This window comes from Faecalitalea cylindroides (genome assembly GCF_028321995.1).
Lineage (GTDB): Bacteria > Bacillota_I > Bacilli_A > Erysipelotrichales > Erysipelotrichaceae > Faecalitalea > Faecalitalea cylindroides.
Genome location: NZ_JAQLXG010000009.1, coordinates 21965 through 40000 on the forward strand (window position 1 = coordinate 21965; position 18036 = coordinate 40000).

At 34.6% G+C, this 18036-nt stretch carries 18 protein-coding genes, 1 tRNA gene and 1 other RNA gene; 17 read left to right on the forward strand and 3 right to left on the reverse strand.

The genetic code is table 11. The annotated features are described in order from the left end of the window. The first annotated feature begins 3 nt into the window (after positions 1–3). From PND65_RS06055 to PND65_RS06065, 3 genes are read left to right on the forward strand one after another with little or no spacing between them, the layout of a single operon-like run. Positions 4–1461: a HAMP domain-containing sensor histidine kinase gene (locus PND65_RS06055; protein WP_271991298.1), complete on the forward strand. Its 1458-nt coding sequence runs from the start codon at positions 4–6 to the stop codon at positions 1459–1461. Then, the gene (locus PND65_RS06060) at positions 1424–2410 is read left to right on the forward strand and encodes a Gfo/Idh/MocA family protein (RefSeq protein ID WP_271991301.1); all 987 of its coding nucleotides are present in this window, start codon (positions 1424–1426) and stop codon (positions 2408–2410) included. The genes PND65_RS06055 and PND65_RS06060 overlap by 38 nt, the downstream gene beginning before the upstream one ends. Before the next feature lie 4 nt (positions 2411–2414). Beyond that, positions 2415–3329: a serine hydrolase gene (locus PND65_RS06065; RefSeq protein WP_271991304.1), complete on the forward strand. Its 915-nt coding sequence runs from the start codon at positions 2415–2417 to the stop codon at positions 3327–3329. 33 nt (positions 3330–3362) lie between these two features. On the opposite strand, the gene yaaA is transcribed toward PND65_RS06065, so the two are convergent. Continuing rightward, the gene (gene yaaA / locus PND65_RS06070) at positions 3363–4076 is read right to left on the reverse strand and encodes a peroxide stress protein YaaA (RefSeq protein WP_271991306.1); all 714 of its coding nucleotides are present in this window, start codon (positions 4074–4076) and stop codon (positions 3363–3365) included. 94 nt (positions 4077–4170) lie between these two features. On the opposite strand from yaaA, the gene PND65_RS06075 reads away from it, so the two are divergent. From PND65_RS06075 to PND65_RS06115, 9 genes are all read left to right on the forward strand, one after another. Then, a complete protein-coding gene (locus PND65_RS06075; protein WP_087158370.1) occupies positions 4171–4401 on the forward strand; it encodes a FeoA family protein in 231 nt (76 codons plus the stop codon). Beyond that, positions 4386–6416, forward strand: coding sequence for a ferrous iron transport protein B (feoB, locus tag PND65_RS06080; protein WP_271994341.1), 2031 nt, complete (start codon positions 4386–4388; stop codon positions 6414–6416). The genes PND65_RS06075 and feoB overlap by 16 nt, the downstream gene beginning before the upstream one ends. Before the next feature lie 126 nt (positions 6417–6542). Next, positions 6543–7397: a substrate-binding domain-containing protein gene (locus tag PND65_RS06085; protein WP_271991311.1), complete on the forward strand. Its 855-nt coding sequence runs from the start codon at positions 6543–6545 to the stop codon at positions 7395–7397. A 102-nt stretch (positions 7398–7499) separates the two neighbouring features. Then, positions 7500–8327: a phosphate ABC transporter permease subunit PstC gene (pstC, locus tag PND65_RS06090; RefSeq protein WP_229039560.1), complete on the forward strand. Its 828-nt coding sequence runs from the start codon at positions 7500–7502 to the stop codon at positions 8325–8327. Between the two features lies 1 nt (position 8328). Then, positions 8329–9156 (forward strand): phosphate ABC transporter permease PstA, encoded by an 828-nt coding sequence (gene pstA / locus PND65_RS06095; protein ID WP_022356162.1) that lies wholly within the window; start codon positions 8329–8331, stop codon positions 9154–9156. 3 nt (positions 9157–9159) lie between these two features. Further along, complete coding sequence (gene pstB / locus PND65_RS06100; RefSeq protein WP_035400793.1) at positions 9160–9915, forward strand: phosphate ABC transporter ATP-binding protein PstB; 756 nt, start codon at positions 9160–9162, stop codon at positions 9913–9915. Then, positions 9915–10559 (forward strand): phosphate signaling complex protein PhoU, encoded by a 645-nt coding sequence (gene phoU / locus PND65_RS06105; RefSeq protein ID WP_195295148.1) that lies wholly within the window; start codon positions 9915–9917, stop codon positions 10557–10559. Before pstB ends, phoU begins: the two co-directional genes overlap by 1 nt. 189 nt (positions 10560–10748) lie before the next feature. Next, complete coding sequence (locus PND65_RS06110) at positions 10749–11738, forward strand: nucleoside hydrolase (protein WP_271991317.1); 990 nt, start codon at positions 10749–10751, stop codon at positions 11736–11738. Then, the gene (locus PND65_RS06115) at positions 11728–12279 is read left to right on the forward strand and encodes an ECF transporter S component (RefSeq protein ID WP_271991320.1); all 552 of its coding nucleotides are present in this window, start codon (positions 11728–11730) and stop codon (positions 12277–12279) included. The genes PND65_RS06110 and PND65_RS06115 overlap by 11 nt, the downstream gene beginning before the upstream one ends. Before the next feature lie 257 nt (positions 12280–12536). On the opposite strand, the gene PND65_RS06120 is transcribed toward PND65_RS06115, so the two are convergent. Beyond that, a tRNA-Ala gene (locus PND65_RS06120) sits at positions 12537–12612 on the reverse strand. Positions 12613–12695: 83 nt separating this feature from the next. Between PND65_RS06120 and smpB the strand changes: the two genes are divergently transcribed. Together smpB and ssrA are read left to right on the forward strand one after the other, a co-directional pair. Beyond that, positions 12696–13151, forward strand: coding sequence for an SsrA-binding protein SmpB (smpB, locus tag PND65_RS06125; RefSeq protein WP_015535876.1), 456 nt, complete (start codon positions 12696–12698; stop codon positions 13149–13151). 20 nt (positions 13152–13171) lie between these two features. Next, positions 13172–13557: a transfer-messenger RNA gene (ssrA, locus tag PND65_RS06130) on the forward strand. 85 nt (positions 13558–13642) lie between these two features. Here the strand turns inward: ssrA and PND65_RS06135 are convergent. Beyond that, on the reverse strand, positions 13643–14485 hold the full coding sequence (locus tag PND65_RS06135) for a magnesium transporter CorA family protein (RefSeq protein WP_051335135.1): 843 nt from the start codon (positions 14483–14485) through the stop codon (positions 13643–13645). 130 nt (positions 14486–14615) lie between these two features. Between PND65_RS06135 and PND65_RS06140 the strand changes: the two genes are divergently transcribed. The 3 genes from PND65_RS06140 (at position 14616) to pyk (ending at position 18035) form a co-directional block, all read left to right on the forward strand. Beyond that, a complete protein-coding gene (locus tag PND65_RS06140) occupies positions 14616–15227 on the forward strand; it encodes a hypothetical protein (protein ID WP_271991322.1) in 612 nt (203 codons plus the stop codon). Positions 15228–15629: 402 nt separating this feature from the next. Next, positions 15630–16592, forward strand: coding sequence for a 6-phosphofructokinase (gene pfkA, locus PND65_RS06145; protein ID WP_022356155.1), 963 nt, complete (start codon positions 15630–15632; stop codon positions 16590–16592). A 30-nt stretch (positions 16593–16622) separates the two neighbouring features. Then, a complete protein-coding gene (gene pyk / locus PND65_RS06150; RefSeq protein WP_392389141.1) occupies positions 16623–18035 on the forward strand; it encodes a pyruvate kinase in 1413 nt (470 codons plus the stop codon). Position 18036 lies beyond the last annotated feature (1 nt).

Consider the following 18036-nt stretch of genomic DNA (forward strand, 5'->3'; position numbering starts at 1 on the left):
ACAATGAAAAGACCAGTAAATCTTTTTCGCCGATTATCTTTAACGCAGCAGGTTTTCGCACTCATTCTTTTGTTTTTAGCATTTTTCGCCGCATTCTTCTTTATGTTTCTTTCTAAGAATATTGATACAACTTTAGCTGAACAGATGTATGATCTAATGGCAGCTAGGCAACAACCAATCGTCAACATCATTCAAAGAAACGCTGAGATCCTTGATGAAGATTTTTATGAATTCATGTCATCTGACACGATTCAGACAAATTGTTTGATTCAAGGGAATCAAGTTTTAGCTTTTGGAGATAATAATACACAGGAACATCAGGCTGTTTATAATTTTTTAGGCAGTGAATGTAAAGATATGGAAAAAACAGGTGTTGATATTAAAACCGGGACCGTTATAATTGACCATATAGGATATTATTATCGTATTCAAAATGCGGGAACACTTAATTTCTATGTGGCTAGTTTCATGGATGAGACTTATTCGACCAGCCTGAGAGATTCAGTAATTGATTCGACTGTGTATGTTACCGTGTTGGCGTTTTCCTTGATCTTGTTGATAATGATTGTATGGGTATTCTCTATTATTCATCCGTTGAATCAGATCAAATCATATATTGAGCAAATTAAACAGGGTAAACAAGTTGAATTGTATCTAAATCGAGAAGATGAGATTGGAGAAGTGGCTAATGCTTTAGTAACAATGAAAGATGAGTTGACTCGACAGGAAAAAGCCAAAGAAGAAATGATTCATAACATTTCTCATGATTTAAAGACACCAATTGCTACAATCAAGTCGTATTCCGAATCTATCAAAGATGGTATTTATCCATATGGAACACTAGAAGGCAGTGTCGATGTTGTTTTAGACAATGCCCAGCGTTTAGAGGATAAGGTGCATAACTTGTTGTATTTAAACCGTGTTGAATATCTTGTTACGAGTGATTCCGAAGGTGTTGTAACGAACATGAAAGAGGTTGTCGAAGAAGTTGTACTAAATTCTGCAGTGATTCGTTCAGAAATTCGTGTTATTACAGAAGTTGAGGAAGTTTTCTTTGATGGATTATTAGAATCTTGGCGTGTTGCCATTGAAAACATCATGGACAATGCTTTTAGGTATGCAAAATCATATATTAAGATAACCGTGACAGAAGATGATCTAAAGATTTCAAATGATGGTCCAAAGATGCCAGAAGATAGGATCGAATCTTTGTTTAGACCTTATGAAAAAGGTGAAGGTGGTCGTTTTGGTTTAGGTCTTTCTATCGTATCGAAAGTTGCCAAGGCAAATAAATACAAGGTAAAAGGATATAATACGGAAGATGGTGTATGTTTCAGAATTTACCGAGATAAACCAAAATCCCGCAAAAATGATTCCAAGAAAAAAGATAATCGAAAAGAAAGTCATAAAAAAGGAGAAAGAGATGAAGATAGGAACAATTGGCACAGGAGTAATAGTTGACAGAATGATCCAAGCCGTCAATATGACTGATCATATGTCAATTGAAGCTGTATATTCAAGAAGTGAGCAGAAAGCTTGTGAATATGCAAAAAAACATGATGTAAAAAAGTATTATTGGAATCTTGATGAAATGTTAAATGATCCAGAAATTGATACGATTTATGTCGCCAGTCCAAATTCTTTACATTATTCACAGTCAAAAAAAGCGATTCTAGCAAAAAAGAATGTGATTAATGAAAAGCCATTTACACCAACTTTAAAAGAGTGTAATGAATTGTTTGAACTTGCCAAAGAAAATGGTGTATTCATTTTTGAAGCGATCACAACGATTCATTTACCAAACTATGCTTTGGTCAAAGAACATTTAAAAGATTGTGGTGAACTTAAATTTGTTCAATGTAATTTCTCTCAGTATTCATCTCGTTATGGAAAGTATAAAAACCATGAACAGACAAATGCCTTCGATCCTGCATTCAATGGTGGTGCCTTGATGGATATCAATGTATATTGTATTCATTTTGTAACAGGTATCTTTGGAAAACCGGAATCCGTGTCATATATTGCGAATAGAGGATATAATGGCATTGATACCAGTGGAATCTTGATCATGCGATATCCAGGATTTATCGCAACGTGCGTAGGTGCTAAAGACAGTTCAAGTGAAAATCATGTATATATTCAAGGGGATCAGGGAACGATTCGTGTATTTGGATCAAGTTGTGGAGTTTGTTCTCATGTTGAATTTATTCCACCTAAAAAAGATATGATTGGTAAAAAAGATGTATCGAACACTCTGAATATAGGTATCGAACAGATCATGCATATGACCTATGAATGCGCTGAATTTGAAAGAATTACGCGTTTAAATGATATAGAAGCTTATGAAAAACTCTGTGATCAGACTCGACTTGTAGTATCTATCCTAGAGCAATGTTCTAAAGGAGAGTAATCTCTTGTCCAAGGATATATTGATAAAGGCGCTTAGCATTGTTGTTTGTCTTTGTTTAGGACTTGTTATTGGATCTTTTATCTTTGATGGAAAATTTGAAGCAGAGGTAGCTGAGGATACAACAGAAAAAACAAGCAAACAAGAAGAAGTGGTCGTGAACACTAGAGAACCCAGTACACAATTGATTGATTCGATCAACGCTTATTTAACTGAGAATGGCATTTCGCAGGAACAAATAGGCATATCAATTCGATCTCTAGATGATATTGAAGTGTATGAAATCAATGGAGATGTTGAATTTACGGCTGCAAGTGTATATAAATTACCGCTGGCAATGATATGGTATGAAAAAGTGAATAATGGAGAAATCACTTTACAGGATACACTGTATTATGATCCAGCATATTATGAAAGTGGAGCCGGAGTTGCCGATGAATATGCGGCAGGTTCTAACATTACCCTAGAAACGTTATTGAATTCTTTGATCATAAAATCAGACAATACGGCAGGACATATCTTATTTGAGAATCTTGGCGGATGGACGAATTTTAAACAAGAGGCAACTAAATATACATCGCGCCAAATGGATGATGAATTTTATTCTTATGAGAATGTCTTAACACCAAATTATACGTGCGATGTATTACAATATCTTTATGATCATAAAGATTCCTTTTCAACTTTGATTGAGAATATGAAAAATGCCATGTCTAATAATTATCTTGATTTGCGAATCAATACGCATGCAGCCCAGAAATATGGATCTTATGATTATGCAGAAAATGTGGCTGGATTTGTAGAAGAAGTAAATATTCCTTATAGTATTGCCATATTTACTACATTAGGTACGAATGGTGTTAATGTGATCGGAGATATCAATCAGATATGTTTTGAATATTTTGCCAATGAGCACGCTTAAATCAAGCGTGTTTTTTAATAAAAAGATCCAGGATCATTCCTGGATAAATGTTAATAATGAACCGGTGCTGTCTTCAGGTGAAAAAACATAGTTTTGATAATTAAAAGTTTTTACCTGATCAATGGTTTCAATTTGATTTTGTGCTAGATATCGAACCATGTCGCCTCGTGCCATTTTGGCATAAACACCTTTTTCTTTAAGTTTACCTTGAACCCTTTGACAGAAGCGAACGTCAATAAGTTTTTTATATTTACGAATACATTTTGCGTATTCTTCGCTGGCAAGATTTAAGATCGTATCATCCTGGATCGCATCTGCTAGATCTTGATTCCAATATTCATAAAGGGAGAAAGGGCATTTGGCCTGCATCTCCAGACGATAAGAAACGATTCCATCAAAAGGTCTTAAGATTCCATACAGTCCGGATAGAATGAATAGGTGATCTTGAATATACGCAAATTCTTCATCAGTAAAAACAGATGGAGCCATATATTGATATTGAATTCCATTATAACTTAATATTGCCATTGATGGATTGCGATCAAAGTCGATGGTCTGATAGTTTTCAAAAGCTTTTTTGGCAAGGGAGTCAGAACAATTTAAGACAGTTTTTAGTTGTTGATAAGATAGTTTCGATAAATGTCCGACAAGCTTTTTGGCTTTTTCCAAATATAATGGAGAAGTTAGAGGAAAATAAGTATCTTCATTTGACTTCATTTGTTTTGCAGGAGATATAATAATTTTCATGACTTGAGTATAACACACTTTTAATAACTATTTATCAAGTATTTGACAAATGTTTCGGAGGGTCTTAAACTTACTAAAGTATCTAGGAGGAAGTATGAATTTAAGTGAAGGAAATATTCATGGAAAATATTGTGTTATTTCGATGGACTTAGCTTTTCAAACCCAGAGAAGATTACAGGCTTTAGGAATGACTTTGGATACAGAAATAGAAATTTTGCATAAAAAGCACAATGGAACTCTTGCAATTAATCTAAGAGGTACACGTTTTGCTTTAGGGAAAGATATTAGTGAACATATCGAGGTGGTTCCATGTCAAAAGAAATAACTGTAGGATTTATAGGTAACCCAAACTGTGGAAAAACGACTTTATTTAATGCATATACAGGAGCTAATTTAAAGGTAGCTAATTGGCCAGGCGTAACCGTCGAAAGGATGGAAGGCGCTATTAAGGAACATAATATGACGATTCATGTCGTAGATCTTCCAGGGACATACTCTTTAACGTCTTATACGATGGAAGAACAAGTGTCCAGACAGTTTATTGTCAGTGATCAGGTGGACGTCATCATTGATGTTGTAGATGCTTCGAGCTTAGAAAGAAGTCTATATTTAACTCTTCAATTATTAGAGTTAGATAAACCAATGGTTATGGCATTAAACATGATGGACATTGTCGAAAAAAGGGGAATAGAAATCGACTTACATCGTTTGGCGGAGATATTAGGAATCCCAGTCGTTCCGGTTGTGGCAAGAAAGAAAAAGGGCATCCAGACTCTAATTCATGCAGCTGTTCATCAAAAACAAGCGATTGGGCCAACAACAGCTGGTATCAACCATAAACCTTTATCGATCCATGATGAACGTGTTAAAGAACATGCGATGGTGTATTCTAAAGAAATTGAAAAGACTATTTCTAAAGTAGAGAAAGAACTTCAAAAAGAATATGGTTTAAAGGATACCAGATGGCATGCGATAAAATGGTTGGAAAATGATAATGAGATCAAGGAAAAATATCCTTTGAATGTTGATTTTGATTCGGATGGGTATGAAACTGAAATCATTAATGAAAAATATGATTTTATCCAGGCTTTGTTGCATGAAGTATTATTAGGAAAAAAACAAAAAGAAGAATTGACGGACAAAATTGATTCTTATATCATGCATCCGATTGGCGGTATTTTGATTTTTTTATTGATCATGCTGGCAGTATTTGGATTGACTTTCCTATTAGGAGATGCGATCAAAGGATATGTTGAAATTTTTATTGATTGGTTGATTGGAATTTCGACAGTTGGATTGGAAAGGCTTCACGTATCAGCTTGGTTGATTGATTTGATCACAGAAGGTGTAATAGGTGGTGTTGGTGGAATCATTACTTTTTTACCAAATATCATTATCTTATTCTTGGCACTGGCTTTTTTGGAAGACAGTGGATATATGGCACGTGTCGCGTATGTGATGAATGATATCATGGATAAATTGGGGTTGTCCGGAAGAGCTTTTATTCCTATGGTATTAGGATTTGGATGTACAGTTCCAGCTATCATGGCAAGTCGTACCCTTGAATCTAAAAAAGATCGAGAGCGCGTAATGTTGATTACGCCGTTTATGTCCTGTAGTGCAAAATTGCCTGTATATATCTTATTTAGTGGAATGTTCTTTGGTAAGTATGCGATGTTTGCAGCATATTCAATGTACATAATCGGCATTTTGATTGCGCTTTTGGTAGCATGGATCTTACATAAAATTGATAAAGAAGAAAATACCAATCCTTTGTTGATCGAATTGCCTATGTATAAGATGCCAAGTGCATATACTGTTTATATTTATGTATGGGAAAAAGTCAAAGATTTTTTAACGAAAGCAGGAACGACGATTTTCATTGCTTCAATTGTTATCTGGATCTTGATGCATATTGGAACGAGTGGATATACAGTTGATGTTTCTGAAAGTTTAGCTGCTATGCTGGGAAATATATTGGTACCAATCATGGCACCTGTTGGCCTTGGCTTTTGGCAGATATGTGTTGCCTTGGTTGCGGGAATATCAGCTAAAGAAGTTGTTGTTTCAAGTACGGCCGTCTTGTTTGGAGTGGCCAATATTAATTCGGCTCATGGAATGTCCAGTTTGATGACAAGTTTATCTGCGCTAGGCTTTACTAGCTTGAATGCGTTTTGCTTGATGTTATTTTGTCTTTTGTACATACCTTGTATTGGTTCACTTGCAACGATCAAGAAAGAATCTTCATTGCGTTTTACGATTAAAATGATTGTTTTTGAACTTGTAGTTGCATGGCTTGTAGCATTTGTCGTATATCAACTTGGAAGCTTAATTTTATAGTGATTTAATTCTGCATTTTCGATGCAGAATTTTTTGCATTTTACATTCTTTTAACAAAACTATGCAAGTTCTTTTAACATTTCTCTTTTATTATAATCGTGTAAATGAAAGAAAAGAGGAAATGAAATGAACAAATTAGTGAAGGGTATGTTTGCCTTAGGAATGGGAGCCTTAATGGTTGGTTGCTCATCAGGAACATCTGATTCAGGAAGTCAGCAAATCAATGTAGTAAGCCGTGAAGAAGGTTCAGGTACACGTGGAGCATTCGTTGAATTGTTTGGCGTTCAGGAAGGTGATGTAGATAACACTACAAGTGCTGCAGAAGTTACAAACTCAACAAGTGTTATGATTTCTACTGTACAAGGAAATGAAAATGCAATCGGATATATTTCTTTAGGATCATTAAGTGATGATGTTAAAGCAGTTAAGATTGATGGTGTAGAAGCTACTACTGAAAATGTAAAATCAGGGGACTATAAAGTTTCTCGTCCATTTATCGTATGTACAAAAGGAACTGATTTAAGTGAAATTGCTTCTGATTTTATGTCTTATATCATGTCAACAGATGGACAGGCAATCGTTTCAGAAGAAGGATATATCGCTCAGGATACAACAACTACATATACAGCTAGCAATTTAAGCGGAAGCTTAACAGTTGGTGGTTCAAGTTCAGTAACTCCATTGATGGAAAAACTTGCTGAAGAATATCAGAAATTAAACCCTGAAGTTGAAATTTCTGTTCAACAGTCTGATTCAACAACGGGAGCAACAAATACAATCGATGGTGTATATGAAATCGGTATGTGTTCTCGTGAATTGAAACAAGAAGAAACAAATGCTGGTTTAGTACCAACAGTAATTGCTACAGACGGTATTGCGGTAATCGTAAATACAAAAAATGCAGTTGATGATTTAACAGTAGATCAAGTAAAACAAATCTACACTGGTGAAATCACTGACTGGTCTGAAATTAGCGCTTAATTTTAGCGAAAACAGTTAAAGATTGTTCAAGAAAAGGGGTTTTCCCCTTTTCTTATGTATATCTAGAAAGGAATTAAATCCATGCAATTAAGAGAAAACGTAATGAGATATGTCTTTATGCTAGCTGCATGTTTTAGTATTTTGGCAGTCTTCTTCATTTGTTTTTATTTATTTATGAACGGTCTTCCTGCAATGGCAAAGATTGGAGTTGCTGACTTTATCTTTGGTATGGATTGGAAACCGTTAAATGAAATATTTGGGATTTTTCCAATGATCATTGGCAGTTTATATGTTACAGCTGGGGCCATCATTGTTGGTGTTCCTATTGGAATCTTATGTGCTATATTTTTAGTGTTTTTCTGTCCCAAAAAACTATATTCAATCATAAAACCTGCAGTCGAACTATTGGCAGGTATTCCAAGTATCGTATATGGTTTCTTTGGATTGATCGTAATCGTTCCCCTTTTCCAGGATATGTTTGGAGGTAATGGAAAGGGTGTTTTAACAGCTTCTGTATTGCTGGGGATCATGATTCTTCCTACTATTATATCTGTATCAGAATCAAGTCTTCAGGCAATTCCAGATTCTTACTATGAAGGGGCACTTGCATTAGGCGCGTCACATGAAAGAAGTGTATTTTTTGTTTGTGTTAAGGCTGCAACATCAGGTGTCTTGGCTGGTGTGATCTTGGGTGTTGGACGTGCTATTGGTGAAACAATGGCAGTTATAATGGTTGCGGGAAATAATGCAATCATGCCGGATTCCTTGTTATCTGGTGTTCGAACGATGACAGCCAATATCGTATTGGAAATGTCATATGCATCTGGTCTTCATAGAGAAGCTTTGATTGCGACAGCGTGCGTATTGTTTGTGTTTATTCTGATCATAAACTTGTCCTTTAGCGCTTTAAAACGAAAGGGGGCAAACTAATATGAAACGTCATTTAGATCCAGTTAGTTTATTTTTGAATATCATTACAAAAGTTGCTGCCTTTATCACTATTTTGGTTCTATTTTTCATCATAGCTTATATTTTGATTCGTGGTATTCCAAACTTGACTCCATCTTTATTTGAATGGGAATATACAACTGAGAATGTATCTATGATGCCAGCCATCATAAATACGATTTATGTAGTATTATTGTCTTTGTTGATTTCGGCACCTATTGGCATCTGTTCAGCAATCTATCTTGTAGAATATGCTAAAAGAGGAAGTAAGCTTGTAAAGATTGTATTATTAACAACAGAAACTCTTGCAGGTATCCCAAGTATTGTTTATGGTTTATTTGGTAGTTTGATGTTTGTTATTAGTTTGAATATGGGTTTAAGCCTTTTAGCAGGTTCCTTGACTCTTGCGATTATGGTTCTTCCTACGATCATGCGTACAACTCAGGAAGCTTTAGTAGCTGTGCCAGATTCTTATCGTGAAGGTAGTTATGGATTAGGTGCAGGAAAGATTCGTACGATTTTTCGCATTATCCTACCTAGTGCAGTACCGGGAATCATGTCAGGTATTGTCTTAAGTATGGGACGTATTGTTGGAGAAACGGCTGCTCTGATCTATACGTCAGGTACTGTAGGTAAGATTAGTACAAGCGTATTTGAACCAGGTAGTACATTAGCTGTACATATGTATAAATTAATGTCTGAGGGTCTTTATACAGAACAAGCATGTGCTGTTGCAGTCGTATTATTGGTATTTGTAATTATTATGAATAGTTTATCTTCTGTTTTAGGAAAAAAGCTTGCGAAAGGATAGAATATGAGTACACCAAAGTTATCAATTAAAGATGTAAATTTATTTTATGGAGATTTTCATGCGCTACATGGGATTTCTATGGATATAGATGAAAATAAAATTACAAGTTTTATCGGACCAAGTGGTTGTGGTAAATCAACATTATTGAAATCAATCAACCGAATGAATGATCTTGTTGAAGGATGTAAGATCACAGGGGAATTCTTATTAGACAACAAAAATATCTATAAAGATATTGAAATCAATACACTTAGAAAAAGAGTTGGTATGGTTTTCCAGAAAGCCAATCCATTCCCAATGAGCGTGTATGACAATATTGCGTTTGGACCTAGAACACATGGTATCAAGAAAAAAGCAGAATTGGATGTTATTGTTCGACAAGCGTTGGAAGATGCAGCACTTTGGGATGAAGTTAAAGATCGATTAAACAAATCAGCTTTAGGGTTGTCTGGTGGTCAGCAGCAGCGTTTATGTATTGCTCGTGCTTTAGCTGTTCAACCAGAAGTATTATTGATGGATGAACCAACCAGTGCCCTTGACCCAATCAGTACTAGTAAAATCGAAGAATTGACTTTAAAATTAAAGAAAGATTATACGATTGTTATCGTTACTCACAATATGCAGCAGGCTATGCGTATTAGTGATAAAACGGCTTTCTTCTTGTTAGGTGATTTGATCGAATATGGTGATACTGAAATGATGTTCTCTACACCTAAAGAAAAGAAAACAGAAGACTATATTACAGGGAGGTTCGGATAATGGTTTCTACAAAATTTATCAAACAAACAAAACAATTAGAGCTGACTATGACACAAATGGGTCAGGATTGTTTAAAAGGTTTGTCTTTTTGCAGACATGCTTTGTATGATCGTGATAAAACATTGATTCAGGAAGTCAATGAGTTACATGAAGATGTCAGTGCTAATGGTAGAGAATGCGAACAAATCTGTATGCGTATTTTGCTTTTACAGCATCCAGTCGCAAAGGATTTAAGAAAAATCACAGTCGCTACAAATACGGTTCGTGATATGACTCGTATTATGGATCAGGAAAAAGAAGTTGCTGATTTAGTATGTAGAATTCAAGATACAGATGTTGAAATTGATGGTACGATTCATGATTTATTCTCAATAGCTAAAGAAATGATTTCAGGTGCAATTTCAGCTTATATGCAAAAAGATGAAGATATAGCTCATGAAGTCATTAAATTGGATGATAAAGCGGATTCACTTTATATTGATACAAAAGAGTTATATATCGAGAAATTAGCAGCTAAAACGGGTAATGCAGAAACTTTAGTTGACTTGTTGCTAGTTGGAAAATATTTAGAACGTATCTGTGACCATGCGGTAAATATCGCAAAATGGGTATTGTTCCAGAAAAAAGGCGTATACGAAGAATAGTAATTTTTGTGTTGATTCCTTAAGTGAATCAACACTTTTTCTTGTTTAAATACCTTTCTTATGGTATAAAAGAGACAAAACTGGTTTTATTGTTCCTCCCAGTATAATAATAGGCAACGCTCAAACAATCTTTTTTTGTGTGGTTTTGTCTAGGGAGGCAAGACCTTTTTTGTATAAAGGAGTGTTTGAATGAAACGTAAAGTAATTATAGATTGCGATCCAGGGATTGATGATAGTTTAGCAATTATGTTGGCCTTATCAAGTCCAGAGCTAGATATATTGGGAATTACGATCACAGCGGGCAATGCCCCTTTAAAACAAGGATTTGAGAATGCGAAAAAAGTATTGAACCATATGAATCGTTTGGATGTTCCAGTTTTTTTAGGGGCTGATAAACCACTGGTAAAAGAATATGTGGATGCTTTGGATACGCATGGTAAAGATGGATTAGGAGAAAGCTTCTTACCTGAAATAGAAGGATATACACAAAATATCAATGCGCTTGAATTTTATGAAAACACATTGACTACTACAAAATGTTCTGTTATTGCCCTAGGTCCTTTGACAAACTTAGCTCAGCTTGCTCAAAAGAATGTCAAAGCATTTGATCAGATAGAAGAAATAGTATCTATGGGTGGATCTTATAAGTCGCATGGAAATTGTTCGCCAGTGGCAGAATATAATTATTGGGAAGATCCAGAAGCCGCTAAGATCGTATATGAAAGATTTGCGAAAACAAATAAAAAGATCCATATGGTTGGTTTGGATGTAACAAGAAAAATTGTCTTAACACCAACACTTTTAGAATTTATGGAACGCTTAGATCAAAAACAAGGATCTTTTATTCGAAAAATTACCAAGTTCTATTTTGATTTTCATTGGCATTGGGAACATATCATAGGTTGTGTAATTAATGATCCACTTGCGGTTGCCTACTTTATAGATCGTTCTCTTTGTTCTGGATTTGATGCTTATACAGATATTGAGACGGATGGAATTACAAGAGGGCAGAGTATTGTGGATTCCTATGGATATTATCGAAAAGAAGCCAACACACATGTTTTAACACAAGTTGATGTCATGAGGTTTTTTATGCTTTTCTTAAAACGAATTCTAGATTGTAAAAAAGAAGATCTAGATTATCTGGATAAAATTTTAGGTGAAGAAAATGCTCGGTAAAATTAGTGTTCATAAAATCACTTTGATTGCCTTGGCTATCGTGATCAATATCGTAGGATCTTACATTGCCTTAGGATTGCATCTACCTATTTATTTGGATAGTATGGGAACAATCATGACTGCGATACTCTTAGGACCTTTTTATGGTTTATTTCCAGGTGTTTTAAGCGCTTTGATCACGGGAATGACTTCAGATATCTATGCGCTTTATTATATGCCTGTAGGCATTGTATTAGGGGTAATGACAGGATTTGTTTTTCAAAAAAATAAATCTAATAAATTATTTGTAAAGTCATTTTGTATCAGTGTTCCTGCATCTTTGATAAGTGCCTGTATTACAGCTATCGTATTTGGTGGAATTACGTCTTCTGGCTCTACTATGCTTGTTCAACTATTGGCAAAAACTCCTTTGGGATTAATGTTAAGTTGTTTGATCGTACAGTTTTTTACAGATTATTTTGATCGTTTGTTAAGCTTATGGCTGGTATTTTCAGTCATAAAAAAACTGCCGGATTCATTCATAAAAAAGCTAGAACACTAAAAAAGATTCCTGTTGGATTAACGGGAATCTTTTGATGTATTATGGAGTATGAAACAATTGAGGATATCTTATATTAATCCACTTCCAATTGAATCAAACCCTAAAGTTTGGATATCGAACTAAGGAGGTTCGCTTCAAAACGAGTGTATTTTAATTAAGATGAAAGAGCTTATAGTCACAATAGCATGATTATAGGCTCTTTATTAGGTAAGATAAAGTGAATAAAAAAACTCCTTATAAAAGGAGTTATTGGATATTGGTGGAGCGTAGGAGGATCGAACTCCTGACCCCCTGCGTGCAAGGCAGGTGCTCTCCCAGCTGAGCTAACACCCCAAGTGCTTAATTATTTTATCAAATTTACAGAAAATTTCAAGAGTATATGTTAAAATAATTACACAAAATTAATTGGAGGTATTATGTCCACACAAAAAACAATAGCTGATAACAGAAAGGCTCGACACGATTATGAATTATATGACCGTTATGAAGCTGGTTTAGAGCTTAAAGGAACTGAAATAAAAAGTATACGTCGAGGAAAAGTTCAACTAAAAGATAGTTATATTAGTTTTTACAATAATGAAGCATATATTAAAGGCATGCATATATCGCCTTATGAATTTGGGAATATTTTTAATCATGACGAAACAAGAGACCGAAAATTACTTTTACATAAAAAAGAAATTCGAAAACTCTATCAAGACACCCGTATCAAAGGGTATACAGTTGTGCCTGTAAGATTGTATTTATCCAAAGGGTTAGCTAAACTTGAAATTGCTTTGGCCAAAGGTAAAAATCTTCACGATAAACGTGAAAGTCAAAAAGCGAAAGACGCAAAGAGAGAAATCGAAAAAGCCTTGAAAAATCAATATTAGTATGATATTTTAAGGTCCATGGGGATGTTCAGGCATTCGATGAGTAATCGTTTGGATTCAACCACAGCCGCAAAGGACATGCGTAATAACCAACTTAAATTTAAACGCTAAATCAAAAATTGCTAATGTATTTGGTGCAAACCAGAGCATGGCTTTCGCTGCTTAATTAGTCTACGTTTGACTTGCAGCCTGCCTTATTATAAGTTTGCTTCTCTTTAATAAGGAATGTGTAAAGACAAAGAAGATAGTAGAAGATATTGGCTTGATATCTTTTATGAAACTCTAAAGCCGCCCCATTTGTGATCATGTCCATCTGATGCAAATGGTTAATGTGATGGAATAAGCTGTAAACGTTGTCTCGTGGGACATTACTTAGACAGGGGTTCAATTCCCCTCATCTCCACCAATAGAAAATGATCCCTTTAAATATAAAGATAAAGATGTCAACCAATGAAGTTCGGTTGACATCTTTTTTGGATAAAATAATTTGACTAAAACCAATGTTTTTTCTTAAAGTAAATAACTAGAGATATACAAACAAGAATGCTTATAAGGATAAAGATGGGATAGCTGTAAGGGCTATTAAGTTCATACATATGTTTAAAATTCATTCCATACCAGCCAACCATTAAGGTTAATGGTAGGAAGATTGCGGTGATTAATGTAAATATTTTCATGATATGATTTTGCTCAATATCAATTTGCGATTGATATGCTTCGCGCATTTGTGTTACATAATCACGTAAACTGGATACACTTAGCTGTAAATGATCAATTCGATTGTGTATGATCGTTAATTTTCGTAAAGATTCCGAATCAAATAATTTATTTTCATTTTCCAAAAATCCATCGAAAATGACTTGTAACTGATTATAATAATGTTTTAAATGCAAAAGCTGTTTTCTGAATTTAATAATTTGATCCAAGTAATCATTTGTTTTGTTTTGGAGAGCATGATCTTCTGCATCTGTAATTGATTCTTCAAATTTATCAATGTATTCCATATCGTTTGCAATAAGATTTATAAAAAATAAACGAAGTAGTTCAATATTGTCTTTTTTTTGATTATCGTTGAAAAGTTGTGTAAATTGTTTATATAGATGTGAATTTTCGATAAATATGAGCAAATTGTCATTATCTAAAAAAATAAATATTTTTTTTAATTGATTTCCTTTAGGTTTTAGACTATAGCTTTGAAAATTTATCAAAATGAACGAATCATAGGATTCGAAAACGAAAGCAGAGTGTTTTGTTAAATGTTTGCTTAAAATAGATCGAATATAAGCGGGTAGAGAAGAGTCTTGGATTTTTTCGTATTTAAATATTTTTTTCATGATTTATGTATCCTCTGTTATAAATATAGCATATATTTTAGTTCATGGAATCTTATACTTAATATAAAATGTTGTTATTTCTCAAACATAATATAAAATGGAAGAGGACAAAACGGAAAGGAAGTTGATTATGAAGTTTAGTGACATTGATTTTTCAGCTATTTCTAGAATGATGGATTCAATGAGTGATGAAGAAAAAGATCGTTTGAACAATATGGCTCAGGAAATGATGGATAATATGAAGAATGAACAGGAGCCTGAGCAGGAAGAAGACATGTATGCATTTTATGGAATCAATGAAGAAGACTACAAAGATGTGACAGGCATTGTTTTAGATCAAATGGAAGCAGCAAGTGATTTAGAAGGATATTATGAAGATGTAAAAGATGAAGACTTTAGTGCTTCGGTATTATTCTTATCTAAAGCTATATTAAATATGCTTAGACATTATCATTTTTCTGTATATAAAAGTGTTTTGGAAATTTCAAAATTCTCAAATCCAAACATGACTACAATTTATGATTTCTTGTATCCGTTGATGAATGATGAAACGATACAAAAATTGTGTGATGAAGGATTTGGGGAATCAAGTATGTGGATAGAACATCGCTCCATGTTACAACAAATTTACACGGCTTTAAATCGTGCAGAGTATGATTTCATTAATTATGAAACACTTCAGGAAATTAAATCAATTTTGTTTGACAAGAATGGTTTATTAAATATCACAAAACTCATTTAACACAAAAATAGTGCTCTGGCCAGCACTATTTTTGTAATAATAATTAAATTAGGAGAGAGATATATGAAAAGGAATATGTTTATTAATGAGCTTTCCTTGAGCTCACTTATAGTCTATGAAAATCTAGTGTTTTTAATATCAATTTTCTATGGTAAAAAATGTGAGTTTTGATTAAAATATGGAAAATATTCGAAGTTTTTATCTTCAAAATATGGTATTTCTTAAAAATAAATTATATGGAAATCCCTTTCAATTTGTTGGTTTATTAAATTCTTTAAACATCAAATATTTTTTACATGGTTTAAGCGTTTTCATCGCATTTTTTTGTTTTCTAGCTCATTTATGTGTGTTATATTTATAGTGAATTAAAATGTTTGTTAAAGTTCTACGGAGGACAAAATTATGGTTAGAAGAATTGGGATTTTAACATCTGGTGGGGACTCACCAGGAATGAATGCTGCTATTCGCGCTGTAACAAGAGTTGGTTTAAATAGTGGCTTGGAAGTATTTGGTATTTATAACGGTTATAAAGGAATGGTAGAAGGATATATTGAACCATTAACTCGTGAAACCGTTGGTGAAATTGTGAATCGTGGCGGAACCGTTTTAGGGTCTGCAAGATTGCCAGAATTCAAAGATATTGAAGTTCGTAAAAAAGCAATTCATCAGTTGAAGAAACGTGGAATTGAAGCTGTCGTTGTTATCGGCGGGGACGGTTCTTATCGTGGAGCCTTATCTTTGACTGAAATGGGAATCAATTGTATCGGGCTACCTGGTACGATTGATAATGATATTACTTGTACGGATTATACGATTGGATTCCAGACAGCTCTAGAAACAGTTGTAGAAGCAATCGATAAATTGCGTGATACTTCAAACTCTCATCATCGTTGCTCTATTGTAGAGGTTATGGGTAACCGCTGTGGAGATTTGGCGTTATGGTCTGGTATAGCTTGTGGAGCCGAAATTATTGTAACAAGCGAAACTGGATTCGATGAAGAAGATGTTTTAGACAGATTACGCGATTTAGATTTGATTCGTAAGAAAAAACATGCTATTGTCGTTATCAGTGAAAAAATCACTGATGTCGACCAGTTTGCAAAAAAAGTCAGTTTAAATACAGGTTTTTCAGGAAGGGCAACTGTATTAGGACATATTCAGCGAGGAGGATCACCTTGTCCATTTGACCGTCTATTAGCTTCTCAGATGGGAGAAAAAGCCGTAGATCTATTGATGCAGGGAATTGGTGGACAGTGCATCTGTATTCGCAACAATGAAATCGTAGCGATTCCAATTGAAAAGGCTTTGAGCATGCCTCAGGAATCACGAAAACCATTGATGAATTTGTTCGAAAGACTGGTATAGTTATAGGAAAGGAAAAAGGAAGAAGATATGATGGATAAGAAAACTAAGATTGTATGTACAATTGGGCCTGCTAGTGAAAGCAAGGAAGTTCTAACAAAACTTGTAAATGAGGGTATGAACATTGCCCGTTTGAACTTCTCACACGGAAGCTATGAAGAACATGGCAACCGTATCAAATTGATCCGTGAGGTATCAAAAGAAACAGGAAAACCTATTGGTATCCTGTTAGATACAAAAGGTCCTGAAATTCGTTTAGGTGATTTTGAAAACGGTGGATGTGAATTTAAGGAAGGCGACATCGTTAGAATCGTTAAAGAAGAAGTTTTAGGAAACCATGAACGTTTTACAATTCGTTGTCCAGAAGTGTTCAACGATGTTAAAGCGGGAGACTACATCTTAATGGATGATGGTAAAATGAAAGTTACGATCCAGGAAGTTAGCGAAGGAGAAATGACAGTTCGTGTTGAAAACCCTCATTTCCTAAAGAGTCGTAAAGGATGTAACTTACCAGGCATTATTTTGAGTATGCCATTCATTTCTGAAAAAGATGAAGCAGATATTCGTTTTGGATGTCGTCAGGATATTGATTATATTGCAGCTAGCTTTACTCGTCGTAAAGAAGATGTCTTGAATTTAAGAAAGATTCTGATCGATGAGAAAAAAGATGCAATTCAGATCATTCCAAAAATCGAAAACCAGGAAGGATTTGATAACCTTCGTGAGATCCTTGATGTAAGTGATGGTGTCATGGTAGCTCGTGGTGACTTAGGTGTTGATGTTTCTTTGGAATTGGTTCCAATTTATCAAAAACGCATCATTCGTGTTGCAAATGAATTAGGTAAACCAGTCATTACTGCAACACATATGTTAGAGAGTATGCAGACGAACCCTAGACCAACACGTGCTGAAGCTAGTGACGTTGCCAATGCAATTATGGATGGTACAGACGGTATCATGTTGTCTGGGGAATCTGCTGCAGGTAACTATCCAGTAGAAGCGGTACAAACTATGCATAAGATTGCCGTTGCAATTGAACCGATGATTGATTATAAAAAACGTTTAAAAGATGCAGTTAGTTCTAGTGAAAGATCTTTAAATGATGCTATTGGTATTAGTGCTGCTGATACAGCTTTGGCAATCGATATCAAATGTATCATTGCCTTTACACAGAGCGGTACAACCGCAAGAAGAATTTCTCGCTTTAGACCAGTTGCACCAATCATTGGTGTATGTTTCGATGAAGTTACACAAAGAGCAATGTTGCCAATCTTTGGTGTAGATCCATATGTTTCTGATATTCAGAATACGAAAGAAAACGATATTGATCTAGCTCGTAATATCGCTTTGATGAAAGGATATAAACATGGTGATTATGCAATCGTAGTTGCCGGATATCCAGTAGGACAAGGTTCTACAAACATGATGCGTATCATTCAGCTGTAAT